We start from the raw sequence: 14,087 nt of genomic DNA, 5'->3' as shown, positions 1-14,087 counted from the left end.
CTTAGACGCTGAGCAGCCAGTCGTAGTCGACGATCAGCGGGGCGTGCTGGGAGAAGCGCGGCTGACGCGGCAGCTTGGCGTTGCGCACCACGCGGCGCAGGCCCGGAGTGAGCAGCTGATAGTCGAAGCGCCAGCCGAGATTGAGCATCTCCGCCTGCTCGCTGTCCGGCCACCAGCTGTACTGATCGCCCTCGCGACTGACTTCGCGCAGGGCGTCGACATAGCCCATGGTGCCAACCACTTCATCCATCCAGGCGCGTTCCGGCGCGAGAAAGCCCGGCAGCTGCTGGCAGTCGCGCCAGTTCTTCACGTCCAGTTTCTGGTGGGCGACGAACAGCGAGCCGCAGTAGATGTACTCGCGGCGCTTGCGACGTTGCTTGTCCAGGTAACCGGTGAAGTCGTCGATGAACTTGAATTTCTGATTCAAGTTCTCGTCCCCGCCCTGGCCGGATGGCAGCAGCAGGGTGGCGATACTGACCTTGTCGAAATCCGCCTGCAGATAACGCCCGTACCGATCGGCCGATTCGAAGCCCAGGCCGTGGATCACCGCCTTGGGTTGCAACCGGGAGTACAGGGCCACGCCGCCCTGTTCGGGCACTTCGGCGTCGACGGCATAGAGGAAATAGCCATCCAGCTGGAAGGCCGGGTCATCGAGTTCGAAGGAAGAGGCGCGAGTATCTTGCAGGCAGATCACGTCGGCATTCTGGGCCTGCAGCCAGCTGAGCAAACCTCGCTCGACTGCGGCCTGAATACCATTCACGTTCACACTGATGATCCGCATAAATGGCCCCCAAAAACACCTGCGTGTATGATACCCGAGCTCATTCCCATTAGCTAAATTCATAGCTAAATCCGTGCCGTACGGAGCTTTGCATGCAGGCGTATCAACGCGAATTCATCCGTTTTGCCATCGAACGCGGCGTGCTGCGCTTCGGTGAATTCACCCTCAAGTCCGGGCGCACCAGCCCCTACTTCTTTAATGCCGGACTGTTCAACAGCGGCCTGGCGCTGGCCAGGCTGGGGCGCTTCTATGCGTCGGCGCTGATCGAAGCTGGCATCGACTTCGATGTGCTGTTCGGCCCGGCGTACAAGGGTATCCCGCTGGCGGCGGCCACGGCCGTGGCGCTGGCCGAGCAGCATGACCGCGACCTGCCCTGGTGCTTCAATCGCAAGGAGGCCAAGGCTCACGGCGAAGGTGGCACCCTGGTCGGTGCGCCGCTCGCAGGTCGGGTGATGATCGTCGACGACGTGATCACCGCCGGCACCGCGATTCGCGAGGTGATGCAGATCATCCAGGCCCAGGGCGCCCAGGCGGCCGGCGTGCTGATCGCGCTGAACCGCCAGGAACGTGGCCAGGGCGAGCTGTCGGCGATCCAGGAAGTGGAGCGCGACTACGGCATGCCGGTGGTCAGTATTGTGTCCCTGGAGCAGGTACTGGATTATCTGGCAGAAGATGCTGAGCTGAAAAAACATCTGCCGGCGGTGGAGGCTTACCGCGCGCAGTACGGCATCTGACCATAACAAGGAAAAGCTCCATGTTCCGATTGGCGAAGCTTGTGGTCCTCATGATTGCCGCGATGCCTCATATGGCGTCTGTCGCCAATGCGGCAGATGCCGGTATTGAGTCCTATCGCTACAAGGACAATCAGGGCAGAGTAGTGATCAGTCGGCAGGGAATTCCTCCAGAGTTCATTTCCAATGGCTACGAGGTACTCGATGTCGATGGACGAGTACTTCGAAAGGTGCCACCGGCCCCCACGCTTGAGGAGCGTCAGCGCCTTGCCGAGGAAAAGGCCAGGGCAAAGTCCGATGTCCAGTTGCTACGTATCTATTCGGAGCCAGTCGATGTGGACCGTGCGCGCGATCGCAAGCTTGCTGAGCTGGATGGGGTTATACGTGTAGCGCAGAGTAACTTGCATTCCCTGCGTGCTCAGCAGGCCAATTTGCAAGCCCAGGCTGCCGATTTTGAGCGTGCTGGGCGCAAAGTGCCAGAGCATCTGTTGGTGCAAATAGACAACCTCAAGGCCGAGCAGGTGGGCGTTGAGAAGGATATACAACGCCATCAGCAGAGCCGCAGTGATGCGGAGGCGACGTTCGCCGCCGATCGTGCGCGCCTGGTAGAGCTGCGCGGCGAGTGACCCTGCCGCGCGGCGCCATCAATGATGGCGCTTGCGATTGGTGATCAGGGTGCCCACGCCGCTGTCGGTGAAGATCTCCAGCAGCACCGCGTTCGGCACGCGACCATCGATGATATGTGCGCTGGTCACGCCGCCCTGCACAGCCTCAAGCGCGCAGCGAATCTTCGGCAGCATGCCGCCATAGATGGTGCCATCGGCGATCAGGCCATCCACTTGCTCGGTGGTCAGGCCGGTGAGTACTTCGCCCTGCTTGTCCATCAGGCCGGCGATATTGGTCAGCAGCATCAGCTTCTCGGCCTTCAGTGCCTCAGCCACCTTGCCGGCCACCAGGTCGGCGTTGATGTTGTAGGACTCGCCCTCGGCGCCCACGCCGATGGGCGCGATCACCGGGATGAAGTCGCCCTTCACCAGCATGTTCAACAGGTCGGTGTTGACGCCGACCACCTCGCCGACATGGCCGATATCGATGATTTCCGGCTGAGTCATCTCCGGGGTCTGACGGGTCACGGTGAGCTTCTTCGCACGAATCAGCTCCGCGTCCTTGCCGGTCAGGCCGATGGCGCTGCCGCCATGGCGGTTGATCAGATTGACGATGTCCTTGTTGACCTGGCCGCCGAGGACCATCTCCACCACATCCATGGTCTGCGCGTCGGTGACGCGCATGCCATCGATAAAGTGGCTTTCAATGCTGAGTCGCTTGAGCAGATCGCCGATCTGCGGGCCGCCACCATGCACCACCACCGGATTGATGCCGACCGCCTTCATTAGCACGATGTCGCGGGCGAAGCCTTCCTTGAGCTCGTCACTCTCCATGGCGTTGCCGCCGTACTTGATCACCAGGGTCTTGCCGACGAAGCGACGAATATACGGCAGCGCTTCGGACAGGACCTTGGCGACATTGGTGGCGGCATCACGATTGAGGGTCATGGTGGAACGGACTCCGGAACAGATCAGAACGGCAGATTGAGGTCAGGGGCGGCGTTGTACAGCTGGGCGCGGAATACTTCCTTGATCCGCGTGAGCTCTTCTTCGGTCTCCGCCTCGAAGCGCAGCACCAGCACCGGCGTGGTGTTGGAGGCGCGCACCAAGCCCCAGCCCTTCGGATAATCGACACGCACGCCGTCGAGCGTGGTCAGGTTGGCCTCGCCCCACACGCCGTCACGCTGCAGACGGTCGATCAGGCGGAACTTGCTCTCGTCGGTGACGGTGACATTGATCTCCGGCGTGGAAATATCCAGCGGGAAGGCGGAGAACACCTGCTCGGCGTCGCGACGATCCTGGCTGAGGATCTCCAGCAGGCGCGCGGCGCTGTAGATACCGTCGTCGAAGCCGAACCAGCGTTCCTTGAAGAAGATATGGCCGCTCATTTCGCCGGCCAGTAGGGCGCCGGTTTCCTTCATCTTCTTCTTGATCAGCGAGTGGCCGGTCTTCCACATCACCGGGCGGCCGCCGTAGCCGCTGATCAGTGCGCCCAGGCGGCGGGTGCATTTGACGTCGTAAATGATGTCGGCGCCGGGGTTGCGCGATACCACGTCCTTGGCGAACAGCATCATCAGGCGGTCGGGGAAGACCATGGTGCCCCTGTTGGTTACCACGCCGACGCGGTCGCCGTCGCCATCGAAGGCCAGGCCCAGATCGGCGCCCTCGTTCTTCACTCGGGCGATCAGGTCCACCAGGTTTTCCGGTTTACCCGGGTCCGGGTGGTGGTTGGGGAAGTTGCCGTCGACATCGCAGAACAGCGGGATAACGCTGCAGCCCAGGGCCTCGATCAGGCGCGGCGCAATGACGCCGGCTACGCCGTTACCGCAGTCGACCACCACCTTGAGAGGCTTGGCGATGGCGATATCACCGACGATATGTTTGAAGTAAGGCTCCAGCACGTCGACCTGCTCGACACTGCCGACGCCGCTGGCCAGATCGTTGTTGTCGATACGGGTCTTCAGGGCCTGGATCTGCTCGTTGGCCTGAGTGTCGCCAGCAATGACGATCTTGAAGCCGTTGTAATCCGGCGGGTTGTGGCTACCGGTGAGCATCACACCCGACTTGCCCTTGAGCACGTTGGTGGCGAAATACAGCACGGGGGTCGGCACCATGCCGATATCTGTGACTTGGCAACCGCAGTCCAGCAGGCCCTGGATCAACTGCTCCACCAGTTGCGGGCCGGACAGACGGCCGTCGCGGCCGACAGCGACGTTCGGCTCGCCCTTGGCCAGACTCTCCGAGCCAATGGCGCGACCGATCCAGTAGGCGGCTTCGGCGGTCAGGGTATCGCCGACCACGCCGCGAATATCGTAGGCGCGGAAGATGGTGGCGGGCAGCTTGGGTGGGGTTTGTACGTTTTGCACAGTGCTATCCATGAAAGGTTGCTCCAATCCCAGGAGGTCCTGGTCTTCATCGAGAATGTCGATATCGAGGATATCGGTGGCCTGGAACAGCGGGTCCGCCAACTGCACGGGCTTGGGCGCCGCCGAGGGGGCAGTGATCGGGGGACTGCCGGCCTCATTTCTTGAGGCTTCTTGTTTGGTGCGCGGCAGGCGCGCCAGGCTCTGCGCCAAGCCGTCGAGGGCGGTAAAGTGCAGGCTGAAGGCTTTGACCGACTTTCCGCTGGAAAGCTCCTGCAGCATGCTCGCCAGCTGCTGCACGTCACCGCGCAGGCGGCCGAGCAGGTGGTTACGGGTCAGCATCAGGCCGAGGAGTGCGCCGGCCAGAGCCAGTAGCGCGGCGATGCCAAGGATCAGCGGCGACATGGGCATGCCACTCAGGGCCGGGCCCGGAGTGAAGTCGAGTTGCCAGTTGGGATTGCCGGTGTCGAAGCGTTGCGCCGTACCGGTCGCGCTGCCGCGTTGCAGCAGGACCTGGGCGGGGCTGTTGCCGAACTGCTGGCCAAGCTGCACCTGGCCGGCGTCATAGGGTAGGGCCGGCAGGGCGGCGAGCAGGCGCTCGAGGTCGACCACCAACAGCAGGGTACCCTGCAACTGATCGCTGCCCGGGCTGCGCAGGGGCGCGGCGCTGTAGACCAGCCAGCGCTCGCCGACCTTGTAGGCTTCTACTGCCGGTGTCTGACCGTTTTCCAGGCGGCGCAGCATATCCAGGGCGGCAAAGTTCATCGGCCCGCTGCGGCCCACATCGAGAGAGGCGCGGCCAGGCAGGTTGAGATGGGCATCGACCACGCCTTGCCAGTGCTGCAGGCTGCGCTCGGCGCTGGCGATCAGGTTGCGGTCGCCACTCTGCAGGGCGGTCAGCAGCGATGGATCGGCCGCCGCGGCCCGGGTGTCGGCCTGTAACTGCAGTTGAGCCTGCTGCAGGGCGCTGGCCTGGCTGCCGCCCCAGGCTTCGATCAGTTGTCGTTGCTGCTGCTGGCCGCTGCCGCTGAGGTTGAAGGCAACCAATGCGCCTGCCAGTAGCAGGCCGCCGAGGGCAGCGATGGCGCCATGCAGCAAGGCTTGCTGGTCGTTACCGACCTTGGCGGCCGGCTTGCCCGGAGTGGCGGCGATGAGCGAGTCGGTATCCTTGGCTGCACGCTTTAGTTTCACGCAACGTCTCCCTGGCGATTGATCCTGAACAGGCGAATTCAGTGGCTGCCGGAGTGGCCGAAGCCACCGGCACCGCGTTGGCTTGCGTCGAATTCCTCGACCAGTTCGAAGTGCGCCTGCACCACCGGTACCAGTACCAGCTGGGCGATGCGCTCGCCGATGGCGATGGTGAACGGCGTCTGGCCGCGGTTCCAGCAGGACACCATCAGCTCGCCCTGGTAGTCGGAGTCGATCAGGCCGACCAGGTTGCCGAGCACGACGCCATGCTTGTGGCCCAAGCCGGAGCGCGGCAGGACCAGGGCAGCCAGGTTCGGGTCGGCGATGTAGATGGACAGACCGGTCGGGATCAGCAGGGTCTGCCCAGGCTCAAGCACGGTGTCCTGCTTGAGCATGGCGCGCAGGTCGAGGCCGGCGGAGCCGGGCGTGGCGTACTGCGGCAGGGGAAAGTCACTGCCCAGGCGCGGGTCGAGAATCTTGGCTTGCAGAGCGTGCATATCAATTTCCGTAACGAATGGTTCAGGCGCGGTTGAGACGCTCGGCGATGAAGGCCACCAGCTGGCGGGCGATCTTGCTCTTGCTGGTCTGGGCGAAGGCGCTCGCCTGCAGCTCGCGGTCGATCACGGTGATGGCGTTCTCTTCGCTATTGAAGCCGATGGTGGGGTTGGCCACATCATTGGCAACGATCAGATCGAGGTTCTTGTCTTTCAGCTTGCGCGCAGCATAGCCGAGCAGGTTCTCGGTTTCTGCGGCGAAGCCCACGCTGAACGGACGATCTTCACGGCCGGCGATGGTGGCGAGGATGTCCGGGTTGCGCACCAGCTGCAGCAGCAGGCCCTCGCCGGTGGTGGGGTCCTTCTTCATCTTGTGCGGGGCCACCACTTCCGGGCGATAGTCGGCTACGGCGGCGGAGGCGATCAGCAGGTCGCAAGGCATGGCGGCCTCGCAGGCGGCCAGCATGTCGCGGGCGCTGACCACGTCGATGCGGTTGACCCGATCCGGCGTCGGCAGGTGCACCGGGCCGGTCACCAGCGTCACCTTGGCGCCGGCCTCCACGGCCGCTTCGGCCAGGGCGAAGCCCATCTTGCCGGAGCTGTGATTGGTGATGTAGCGCACCGGATCGATATTTTCCTGGGTCGGGCCGGCGGTGATCAGTACGTGCTTGCCAGTCAGGGCTTGCCACTGGAAGCAGTCGGCGGCGCGTTGGGCCAGCTCGTCGGCTTCGAGCATGCGGCCGAGGCCGACATCGCCGCAGGCCTGGCTGCCGGCGGCCGGGCCGAACAGCTGGTAGCTGCGCTTTTGCAGCGCCTGGGCATTGGCCTGGGTGGCATCGTCGCGCCACATGGCCTGGTTCATCGCCGGGGCCAGGGCAACCTGGGCATCGGTGGCCAGCACCAGGGTGGTCAGCAGGTCGTCGGCCACGCCTTGGGTCAGGCGCGCCATGATGTCGGCAGTGGCCGGGGCGATCAGCACCAGGTCCGCCCACTTGGCCAACTCGATGTGGCCCATGGCGGCCTCGGCGGCCGGGTCGAGCAGGTCCAGGTGTACCGGGTGGCCGGACAAGGCCTGCAGGGTCAGCGGGGTGATGAATTCGCGACCGCCGCGGGTCATCACCACCCGTACCTCGGCGCCCTGGTCGCGCAGGCGGCGGACCAGTTCGGCGCTCTTGTAGGCGGCGATGCCGCCGCCGACGCCCAGGACGATGCGTTTCCGATACAGCCGCTGCATAGGCCTGCCTTTAATAATGTGGTGGATAGCAACGCGCTGGAGGCACCTCCCCAGGCCGACCAACGCGCCAAAAAAGCCGGGCTAAGATAGCACAGGGCCTGCGCGGGAACAGCGGGCCGACTGACAGGGAGAGGTCATGAGCATACGCGATTGGCCCGCGGCGGAACGCCCGCGGGAGAAGCTTCTGGAACTGGGTGCGGCGGCGCTGAGCGATGCCGAGTTGCTGGCGATATTCCTGCGCACCGGGGTGGCCGGGCAGAGCGCGGTAGACCTGGCGCGCCACCTGCTGGCCGATTTCGGCAGCCTGCGGGCGCTGCTGGAGGCCGATCTGGAGTCCTTCAGCCAGCGCCTTGGGCTGGGGCCGGCCAAGTTCGCCCAGCTGCAGGCGGTGCTGGAGATGGGACGTCGTCACCTGGCCGAGCGGCTGCGCCGGGATTCGGCGCTGGAGAGCCCGCAGGCGGTGCGCGATTACCTCAAGGCGCGCCTGCGCCATGAGCCGCACGAGGTGTTCGGCTGCCTGTTTCTCGATGCCAAGCACCGGGTGATCTGCTTCGAGGCGCTGTTCTTCGGCTCCATCGACGGCGCCAGCGTTTACCCGCGGCAGGTGGTCAAGCGCGCCCTGGCGCATAACGCGGCGGCGGCCATCCTGGTGCACAACCATCCTTCAGGGGTGGCGGAACCGAGCCAGGCCGACCGCCTGCTCACCGAGCGGCTCAAGGAGGCGCTCGGTCTGATCGAGGTGCGGGTGCTCGACCACTTCATCGTCGGCGACGGCGAGCCGCTGTCGATGGCCGAGTTCGGCTGGGTGTGAGCGAGCTTTGCTCGCGAACCCGGTCCGCAAAGAGCTTCGCGAGCAGAGCTCGCTCCTGCGCAATCAAGGGAGAAGCTTTACCGAGGCAAAAGCCTGGCGGCCGAACGGGCTGACCTGATAGCCGCTGACCTTGTCGCTGTGCAGGGCGAAGGCGGTGGGGTGGGCCAGCGGCAACCACAGTGCCTGTTGCTGGATCAGCCTTTGCGCCTGCTGGTACAGGGCGCTGCGCTGCTCCTGGGCACTGGCGGCTTTGCCGTCGGCGATCAGCTTGTCCAGCTGCGGATCGCAGTAGCGGGCGAAGTTCAGCCCGGACTGCACCGAGGCGCAGGCGAATTGCGGCGTCAGGAAATTATCCGGGTCGCCATTGTCACCGGCCCAGCCCATGAACAGCAGATCGTGCTCGCCGGCCTTGGCCCGGCGGATCAGTTCGCCCCATTCGATCACGCGGATTGCCGCCTGGATGCCGACCTTGGCCAGGTCTGCCTGCAGCAGCTGGGCGCCGAGGGTCGGGTTGGGGTTGAGCAGGCTGCCCGAGGGGCGGGTCCAGATCGTGGTCTTGAAGCCGTCTGCCAGACCCGCCTCGGCCAGCAGTGCCTTGGCCTTGGCTGGGTCGTGGGCGTAGCCCGGCAGCTCCTTGGCGTAACTCCAGGTGTTGGGCGGGTAGGGCCCGCTGGCCGGGGTAGCGCTGCCCTCGAACACGGCCTTCAGGTAGCTGGCCTTGTCGAAGGCCAGGTTGATGGCCTGGCGCACCTGCGGCTTGTCCAGCGGCGGGTGCTGGCTGTTGATGCCAACGAAGGCGGTCATGAACGCCGGCGTCTCGCTCACTTTCAGCTTCGGCTCCTGGCGCGCGCTCTGCACGTCCAGTGGCTTGGGAGAGAGGGCGATCTGGCACTCGCCGCGCTTGAGCTTCTGCAGGCGTACATTGGCGTCCGGGGTGATGGCGAATACCAGGCCATCGACGGCCGGCTTGCCGGCGAAGTAGTCCGGGTTGGCGGTGTAGCGGATCACCGCATCCTTCTGGAAGCGCTTGAGCACGAAGGGGCCGGTGCCCACCGGCTGGGCGTTGAGCTTTTCCGGCGTGCCGGCGGCCAGCAGCTTGGCGGCGTACTCGGCACTATAGATGGAGGCGAAGCCCATGCTCAGGGTGGCGAGGAAGGTGGCGTCCGGATGCTTGAGGACGAAGCGCACGCTCAGCGGCGTCGGTGCCTCGATGCGCTCGATCAGCGCCGGCCACTGCATGGACTGGGCATGCGGATAGCCGCTGACGGCGACCTTGTGCCAGGGATGGGCGGTGTCGAGCATGCGCTGGAAGCTGAACAGCACGTCGTCTGCGTTCAGCTCGCGGCTGGGAGCAAACCATTCGGTACGCTGGAATTTCACTCCGGGGCGCAACTGGAAGGTCCAGCTCAGGCCATCGGCAGACACTTCCCAGCGTTCGGCCAGGCTCGCTACCAGCTTGCCGGCCGCGGCGTCGTAGTCCACCAGACGGTTCATTAGCACGTCGGCCGAGGCGTTGGTGGTGGTCAGCGAGTTGTACTGCACCACGTCGAAACCATCCGGGCTGGCCTCGGTGCACACGCTGAGGGTGGCGGCTTGGCTCAGCACGGGAGCGAGCAGCAGGGGCAGGGCGGCAAGGCGCATCGCGAGTCCTCCGAATGGCAAGAGGCCAACCCTAGACCAAAGACCGCGGGCAGACAATCGAATCGGGCGACGAGCGGTTGCGGCGCCGTAGCCGCGAGAGGCCGCCGTTCCTGGCGGCCACGGTGTTCGGCAAGGCACGGCAATTCTTGCGGGTGACTGGGTGTTCTGGTATAAAGCAGCGCTCTTTTCTAGGGGCCCGGTCCAGCGGCAACGCTAAACGCCGGTAAGACCCCCGAGAAACGCGGCGCTGAGCGCCAAATGACTATTGAGTTCAAGCGGCCAACCCATGCCGGGTTGGGCATGTGGTTTAGAGGGCTGAGGCATGTCGAGAGTCTGTCAAGTTACCGGTAAGGGTCCGGTAACCGGGAACAACGTTTCCCACGCTAACAACAAAACCCGTCGTCGTTTCCTGCCGAACCTGCAGCACCATCGCTTCTGGGTCGAGTCCGAGAAGCGCTTCGTGCGTCTGCGCGTTTCTGCCAAGGGCATGCGCATCATCGACAAGCGCGGCATCGACGTAGTTCTGTCCGAGCTGCGCGCTCGCGGCGAAAAGGTTTAAGGAGCTAATCATGCGTGAACTGATCCGTTTGGTGTCCAGCGCCGGTACCGGCCACTTCTACACCACCGACAAGAACAAGCGCACCACTCCGGACAAGATCGAGATCAAGAAATACGATCCGGTCGTCCGTAAGCACGTGACCTACAAGGAAGCCAAGATCAAGTAATTGATCCGGCCCTTGTTCGAAGAAACCCGCCTCGGCGGGTTTTTTCTTGCCTGCGAAAAAGTGCGGGCGAAAAAAAGCCCGCAGGGCGCGGGCTAACAGGGTGTCGCAGGATCAAGCGGTGGGCGGATAGAGTTCCGCCGAAATAGCTGGCCTCAAGCCTTGGCCTCGAAGATCACGTAGACCTTGCGGCAGGGCTCGAGCACTTCCCAGGTGCCTTTCAGGCCGGCCGGGATGACGAAGCGGTCGCCGGCGCGCACGGTCTTGGCGTTGCCGTCCTGGTCGCGGATCACCGACACGCCCTGGAGAATCTCGCAGTACTCGTGCTCGGTGTAGTTGAACGTCCACTGGCCGACGGCGCCTTCCCAGATGCCCACGTTGAACTGGCCGCAGGGGCTATCGTAGTGGTTGCGCATGCTCTGCTCGGGATCGCCCTTGAGGATCTTCTCGGCGGCGGGGCGGTAGTGTTGCGGCGCGCTGGTGGCCGTGGCGAAGTCGACGATCTGCTCGATGTTCATGGCGGTTCCTATTGTTGTGAGGCGCGAATGCGCGGAAGTCTATGTTTGATAAAGCGAACATTTCAAGGCGTTTGCGTCCGCTCTGTCAAAAATATTGAAAAGGCTGGGCGCTCTGGTTTAGTGTTGCCTGCATAAAGGCCGGCAATCGGCCTGGCAGAATAATTGACAGTGCGTGTTGTCGATTTGCGACACGCTTCCACCCGAGGATCCCCGCATGACCACCCTGACCCGTGCCGACTGGGAACAGCGCGCCAAGAACCTGAAGATCGAAGGTCGCGCCTTCATCCACGGCGAATACACCGAGGCCGCTGCCGCCGACACCTTCGAGTGCATCAGCCCGGTCGATGGCCGTCTGCTCGGCCTGGTGGCCAGCTGTGACGCCGCCGACGCCGAGCTGGCGGTCAAGGATGCCCGCGCCACCTTCGAGTCCGGCGTGTGGTCGCGCCTGGCGCCGGTCAAGCGCAAGGAGATCATGATCCGCTTCGCCGACCTCATCGACGCCCATGCCGAGGAGCTGGCTCTGCTGGAAACCCTCGACATGGGCAAGCCGATCAGCGACTCGCTGAGCGTCGACGTGCCGGCCGCTTCCCGCGCCATCCGCTGGAGCGGTGAGGCCATCGACAAGATCTACGACGAAGTGGCCGCCACCGCCCATGACGAGCTGGGCCTGGTCACTCGCGAGCCGGTCGGCGTGGTCGCCGCCATCGTGCCGTGGAACTTCCCCCTGCTGATGACCTGCTGGAAGCTCGGCCCGGCCCTGTCCACCGGCAACTCGGTGGTGCTCAAGCCGTCCGAGAAGTCGCCGCTGACCGGTATCCGCATCGCCCAGCTGGCCATCGAGGCCGGCATCCCGGCCGGCGTGTTCAACGTGCTGCCGGGCTTCGGTCACACCGTGGGCAAGGCCCTGGCCCTGCATATGGACGTCGACACCCTGGTGTTCACCGGGTCGAGCAAGATCGCCAAGCAGCTGATGATCTACGCCGGCGAATCGAACATGAAGCGCGTCTGGCTGGAAGCCGGCGGCAAGAGCCCGAACATCGTCTTCGCCGACGCGCCTGACCTGCAGGCCGCCGCCGAGGGCGCGGCCGGCGCCATCGCCTTCAACCAGGGCGAAGTCTGCACCGCCGGCTCGCGCCTGCTGGTAGAGAACTCGATCAAGGACAAGTTCGTGCCCATGGTGGTCGAGGCGATCAAGGCCTGGAAGCCGGGCAACCCGCTGGACCCGGCGACCAACGTCGGCGCCCTGGTCGATACCACTCAGATGAACAACGTGCTGAGCTACATCCAGGCCGGTCACGACGACGGCGCCAAGCTGGTGGCCGGTGGCAAGCGCGTGCTGGAAGAGACCGGCGGCACCTACGTCGAGCCGACCGTGTTCGACGGCGTGACCAACGCCATGCGTATCGCCAAGGAAGAGATCTTCGGCCCGGTACTGGCGGTGATCGGTTTCGACAGTACGGAGGAAGCCGTGGCCATCGCCAACGACAGCATCTATGGTCTGGCCGCTGGCGTATGGACCAGCAACCTGTCCAAGGCGCACCTGGTAGGCAAGGCCCTGCGTGCCGGCAGCGTGTGGATCAACCAGTACGACATGGGCGACATGACCGCGCCGTTCGGCGGCTTCAAGCAGTCCGGCAACGGCCGCGACAAGTCGCTGCACGCCTTCGACAAGTACACCGAGATCAAGTCGACCTGGATCAAGCTGTAACTCGAATGGTGGGCGCCTCGCGCGCCTGAAGGTCCGCCCCTCGGGGCCGGCTCCCAGTGAGCCACACCTGCGGCCGGGTTTCCTTGGGAACCCGGCCGTTGTGCTTTCGGCACGGCCAGAAATGAACAAGGACATGGCTATGCGTTGGGGTACCTATTTCGCCGTCACCTCGGCGGTGATCATTGTCGGCCTGGCCCTGGGCGTGACCCTGCCGTTGGTTTCGCTGCGCCTGGAGGGCTGGGGCTACGGGCCGTTCGCCATCGGCGTGATGGCGGGCATGCCGGCCATCGGCGTGCTGCTCGGTGCGCGCCTGACCGGGCGCCTGGCCGGCTGGTTCGGCACGCCGCTGACCCTGCGTCTGTGCCTGCTGGCCAGCGCCGTCTCGGTGGGGCTGCTGGCCGTGCTGCCGTACTACCCGCTGTGGCTGCTGCTGCGCCTGCTGATCGGGATTTCCCTGACCGTGGTGTTCGTGCTGGGCGAGAGCTGGATCAACCAGCTGGTCGAGGACCGCCTGCGTGGCCGCCTGGTGGCGCTGTACGGCACCGGCTTCGCCCTGAGCCAGCTGGCTGGGCCGCTGGCGCTGAGCCTGATCGGCAGCGCCAGCGACCTGGGTTTCTGGCTCTCGGCGGGTCTGCTGGTCGGCGGCTGCCTGGTGCTGTTCGGCCATGGCGGGGCGCCCAAGGTCGATGCGCACAGCGTCTCGGGGCGCGGCCTGCTGGCATTCTGTCGGAAGCTGCCGGCGATCGCCTGGGCGGTGGTGCTGTTCGCCGCCTTCGAGGCGATGGTGCTGACCCTGCTGCCGATCTACCTGCTGCGCGAGGGCTTCGCCCAGGAAACCGCGTTGCTGATGGCCAGCGTGGTGGTGGTTGGCGATGCCTTGCTGCAGCTGCCGATCGGCCTGCTCGCCGACCGGGTTTCCCGTGGCCTGCTGTTCCGCGCCTGTGGCGTGGGTTTGCTGTTGTCCAGCCTGGCCATTCCGTTCCTGCTGCACACGCCGCTGATCTGGCCGCTGCTGGTGCTGTTCGGCGCCGCCGCCGGCGGGCTCTACACCCTGTCGCTGATCCTGGTCGGGCAGTTCTATCGGGATGACGCACTGGTGCGCGCCAACTCGCACATCGCCCTGCTGTGGGGTGTCGGCTGTCTGCTCGGGCCGCTGTCCACCGGTGCGGCCAGCCAGTGGTTGAGCGGCCATGCGCTGCCGATGTTGATGACAGTGGGTGCGCTGGTGTTCGTGGCGCTGGCGTGGCGGCGCACGGCCTTCCTCGCGCCGCCCATCGAGGAGCGCGGCTAG

The 14,087-nt window shown here is 64.8% G+C and carries 14 protein-coding genes; 7 read left to right on the top strand and 7 right to left on the bottom strand.

Annotation, left to right across the window (positions count from 1 at the left end; translation table 11 throughout):
- Position 1: 1 nt before the first annotated feature.
- Positions 2-781 (bottom strand): exodeoxyribonuclease III, encoded by a 780-nt coding sequence (locus N7607_RS06685; RefSeq protein WP_192399805.1) that lies wholly within the window; start codon positions 779-781, stop codon positions 2-4.
- Between the two features lie 92 nt (positions 782-873).
- Here N7607_RS06685 and pyrE point away from each other — a divergent pair, with 92 nt between their 5' ends.
- Entirely contained in the window at positions 874-1,515 is a 642-nt protein-coding gene (gene pyrE / locus N7607_RS06680; protein ID WP_279864639.1) for an orotate phosphoribosyltransferase, read from the top strand.
- A 50-nt stretch (positions 1,516-1,565) separates the two neighbouring features.
- Positions 1,566-2,138, top strand: a complete 573-nt coding sequence (locus N7607_RS06675) for a DUF4124 domain-containing protein (protein WP_279864855.1) — start codon at positions 1,566-1,568, stop codon at positions 2,136-2,138.
- An 18-nt stretch (positions 2,139-2,156) separates the two neighbouring features.
- On the opposite strand, the gene argB is transcribed toward N7607_RS06675, so the two are convergent.
- The 4 genes from argB to coaBC form a co-directional block, all read right to left on the bottom strand.
- On the bottom strand, positions 2,157-3,065 hold the full coding sequence (argB, locus tag N7607_RS06670) for an acetylglutamate kinase (protein WP_279864640.1): 909 nt from the start codon (positions 3,063-3,065) through the stop codon (positions 2,157-2,159).
- A 23-nt stretch (positions 3,066-3,088) separates the two neighbouring features.
- Positions 3,089-4,495 carry a phosphomannomutase/phosphoglucomutase gene (gene algC / locus N7607_RS06665; RefSeq protein ID WP_279864856.1) on the bottom strand — a complete coding sequence of 469 codons (1,407 nt, stop codon included), beginning with the start codon at positions 4,493-4,495 and terminating at the stop codon, positions 3,089-3,091.
- 1,214 nt (positions 4,496-5,709) lie between these two features.
- Complete coding sequence (gene dut, locus N7607_RS06660; protein ID WP_279864641.1) at positions 5,710-6,165, bottom strand: dUTP diphosphatase; 456 nt, start codon at positions 6,163-6,165, stop codon at positions 5,710-5,712.
- Between the two features lie 22 nt (positions 6,166-6,187).
- A complete protein-coding gene (coaBC, locus tag N7607_RS06655) occupies positions 6,188-7,396 on the bottom strand; it encodes a bifunctional phosphopantothenoylcysteine decarboxylase/phosphopantothenate--cysteine ligase CoaBC (RefSeq protein WP_279864642.1) in 1,209 nt (402 codons plus the stop codon).
- Positions 7,397-7,532: 136 nt separating this feature from the next.
- Here coaBC and radC point away from each other — a divergent pair, with 136 nt between their 5' ends.
- Positions 7,533-8,207 carry a DNA repair protein RadC gene (radC, locus tag N7607_RS06650; RefSeq protein WP_279864643.1) on the top strand — a complete coding sequence of 225 codons (675 nt, stop codon included), beginning with the start codon at positions 7,533-7,535 and terminating at the stop codon, positions 8,205-8,207.
- A gap of 63 nt (positions 8,208-8,270) precedes the next feature.
- Here the strand turns inward: radC and N7607_RS06645 are convergent, their stop codons facing one another.
- Positions 8,271-9,848: an ABC transporter substrate-binding protein gene (locus N7607_RS06645; RefSeq protein WP_279864644.1), complete on the bottom strand. Its 1,578-nt coding sequence runs from the start codon at positions 9,846-9,848 to the stop codon at positions 8,271-8,273.
- Positions 9,849-10,170: 322 nt separating this feature from the next.
- Here N7607_RS06645 and rpmB point away from each other — a divergent pair, with 322 nt between their 5' ends.
- Both rpmB and rpmG read left to right on the top strand, forming a co-directional pair.
- On the top strand, positions 10,171-10,407 hold the full coding sequence (rpmB, locus tag N7607_RS06640; protein WP_021702024.1) for a 50S ribosomal protein L28: 237 nt from the start codon (positions 10,171-10,173) through the stop codon (positions 10,405-10,407).
- A 10-nt stretch (positions 10,408-10,417) separates the two neighbouring features.
- The gene (gene rpmG / locus N7607_RS06635; RefSeq protein ID WP_021702025.1) at positions 10,418-10,573 is read left to right on the top strand and encodes a 50S ribosomal protein L33; all 156 of its coding nucleotides are present in this window, start codon (positions 10,418-10,420) and stop codon (positions 10,571-10,573) included.
- A gap of 152 nt (positions 10,574-10,725) precedes the next feature.
- Here rpmG and N7607_RS06630 read toward each other — a convergent pair whose 3' ends face one another.
- Complete coding sequence (locus tag N7607_RS06630; protein ID WP_279864645.1) at positions 10,726-11,088, bottom strand: cupin domain-containing protein; 363 nt, start codon at positions 11,086-11,088, stop codon at positions 10,726-10,728.
- A 214-nt stretch (positions 11,089-11,302) separates the two neighbouring features.
- On the opposite strand from N7607_RS06630, the gene N7607_RS06625 reads away from it, so the two are divergent.
- Positions 11,303-12,796 carry an aldehyde dehydrogenase gene (locus N7607_RS06625; protein WP_279864646.1) on the top strand — a complete coding sequence of 498 codons (1,494 nt, stop codon included), beginning with the start codon at positions 11,303-11,305 and terminating at the stop codon, positions 12,794-12,796.
- A 139-nt stretch (positions 12,797-12,935) separates the two neighbouring features.
- Positions 12,936-14,087 carry an MFS transporter gene (locus N7607_RS06620; RefSeq protein WP_279864647.1) on the top strand — a complete coding sequence of 384 codons (1,152 nt, stop codon included), beginning with the start codon at positions 12,936-12,938 and terminating at the stop codon, positions 14,085-14,087.

The organism is Pseudomonas sp. GD04019, assembly GCF_029837695.1.
Lineage (GTDB): Bacteria > Pseudomonadota > Gammaproteobacteria > Pseudomonadales > Pseudomonadaceae > Aquipseudomonas.
Note: the sequence above shows the minus strand (reverse complement) of the source record. Positions and strands in the feature narration are given on the sequence as shown.

What these genes read in the sequence shown, in the direction of transcription:
- N7607_RS06645 (WP_279864644.1), bottom strand. Translation starts at nt 9,848, where the DNA reads ATGCGCCTTGCCGCCCTGCCCCTGCTGCTCGCTCCCGTGCTGAGCCAA.
- coaBC (WP_279864642.1), bottom strand. Translation starts at nt 7,396, where the DNA reads ATGCAGCGGCTGTATCGGAAACGCATCGTCCTGGGCGTCGGCGGCGGC.
- N7607_RS06625 (WP_279864646.1), top strand. Translation starts at nt 11,303, where the DNA reads ATGACCACCCTGACCCGTGCCGACTGGGAACAGCGCGCCAAGAACCTG.
- argB (WP_279864640.1), bottom strand. Translation starts at nt 3,065, where the DNA reads ATGACCCTCAATCGTGATGCCGCCACCAATGTCGCCAAGGTCCTGTCC.
- N7607_RS06620 (WP_279864647.1), top strand. Translation starts at nt 12,936, where the DNA reads ATGCGTTGGGGTACCTATTTCGCCGTCACCTCGGCGGTGATCATTGTC.
- N7607_RS06630 (WP_279864645.1), bottom strand. Translation starts at nt 11,088, where the DNA reads ATGAACATCGAGCAGATCGTCGACTTCGCCACGGCCACCAGCGCGCCG.
- rpmG (WP_021702025.1), top strand. Translation starts at nt 10,418, where the DNA reads ATGCGTGAACTGATCCGTTTGGTGTCCAGCGCCGGTACCGGCCACTTC.
- pyrE (WP_279864639.1), top strand. Translation starts at nt 874, where the DNA reads ATGCAGGCGTATCAACGCGAATTCATCCGTTTTGCCATCGAACGCGGC.
- algC (WP_279864856.1), bottom strand. Translation starts at nt 4,495, where the DNA reads ATGGATAGCACTGTGCAAAACGTACAAACCCCACCCAAGCTGCCCGCC.
- N7607_RS06685 (WP_192399805.1), bottom strand. Translation starts at nt 781, where the DNA reads ATGCGGATCATCAGTGTGAACGTGAATGGTATTCAGGCCGCAGTCGAG.
- radC (WP_279864643.1), top strand. Translation starts at nt 7,533, where the DNA reads ATGAGCATACGCGATTGGCCCGCGGCGGAACGCCCGCGGGAGAAGCTT.
- rpmB (WP_021702024.1), top strand. Translation starts at nt 10,171, where the DNA reads ATGTCGAGAGTCTGTCAAGTTACCGGTAAGGGTCCGGTAACCGGGAAC.
- N7607_RS06675 (WP_279864855.1), top strand. Translation starts at nt 1,566, where the DNA reads ATGATTGCCGCGATGCCTCATATGGCGTCTGTCGCCAATGCGGCAGAT.
- dut (WP_279864641.1), bottom strand. Translation starts at nt 6,165, where the DNA reads ATGCACGCTCTGCAAGCCAAGATTCTCGACCCGCGCCTGGGCAGTGAC.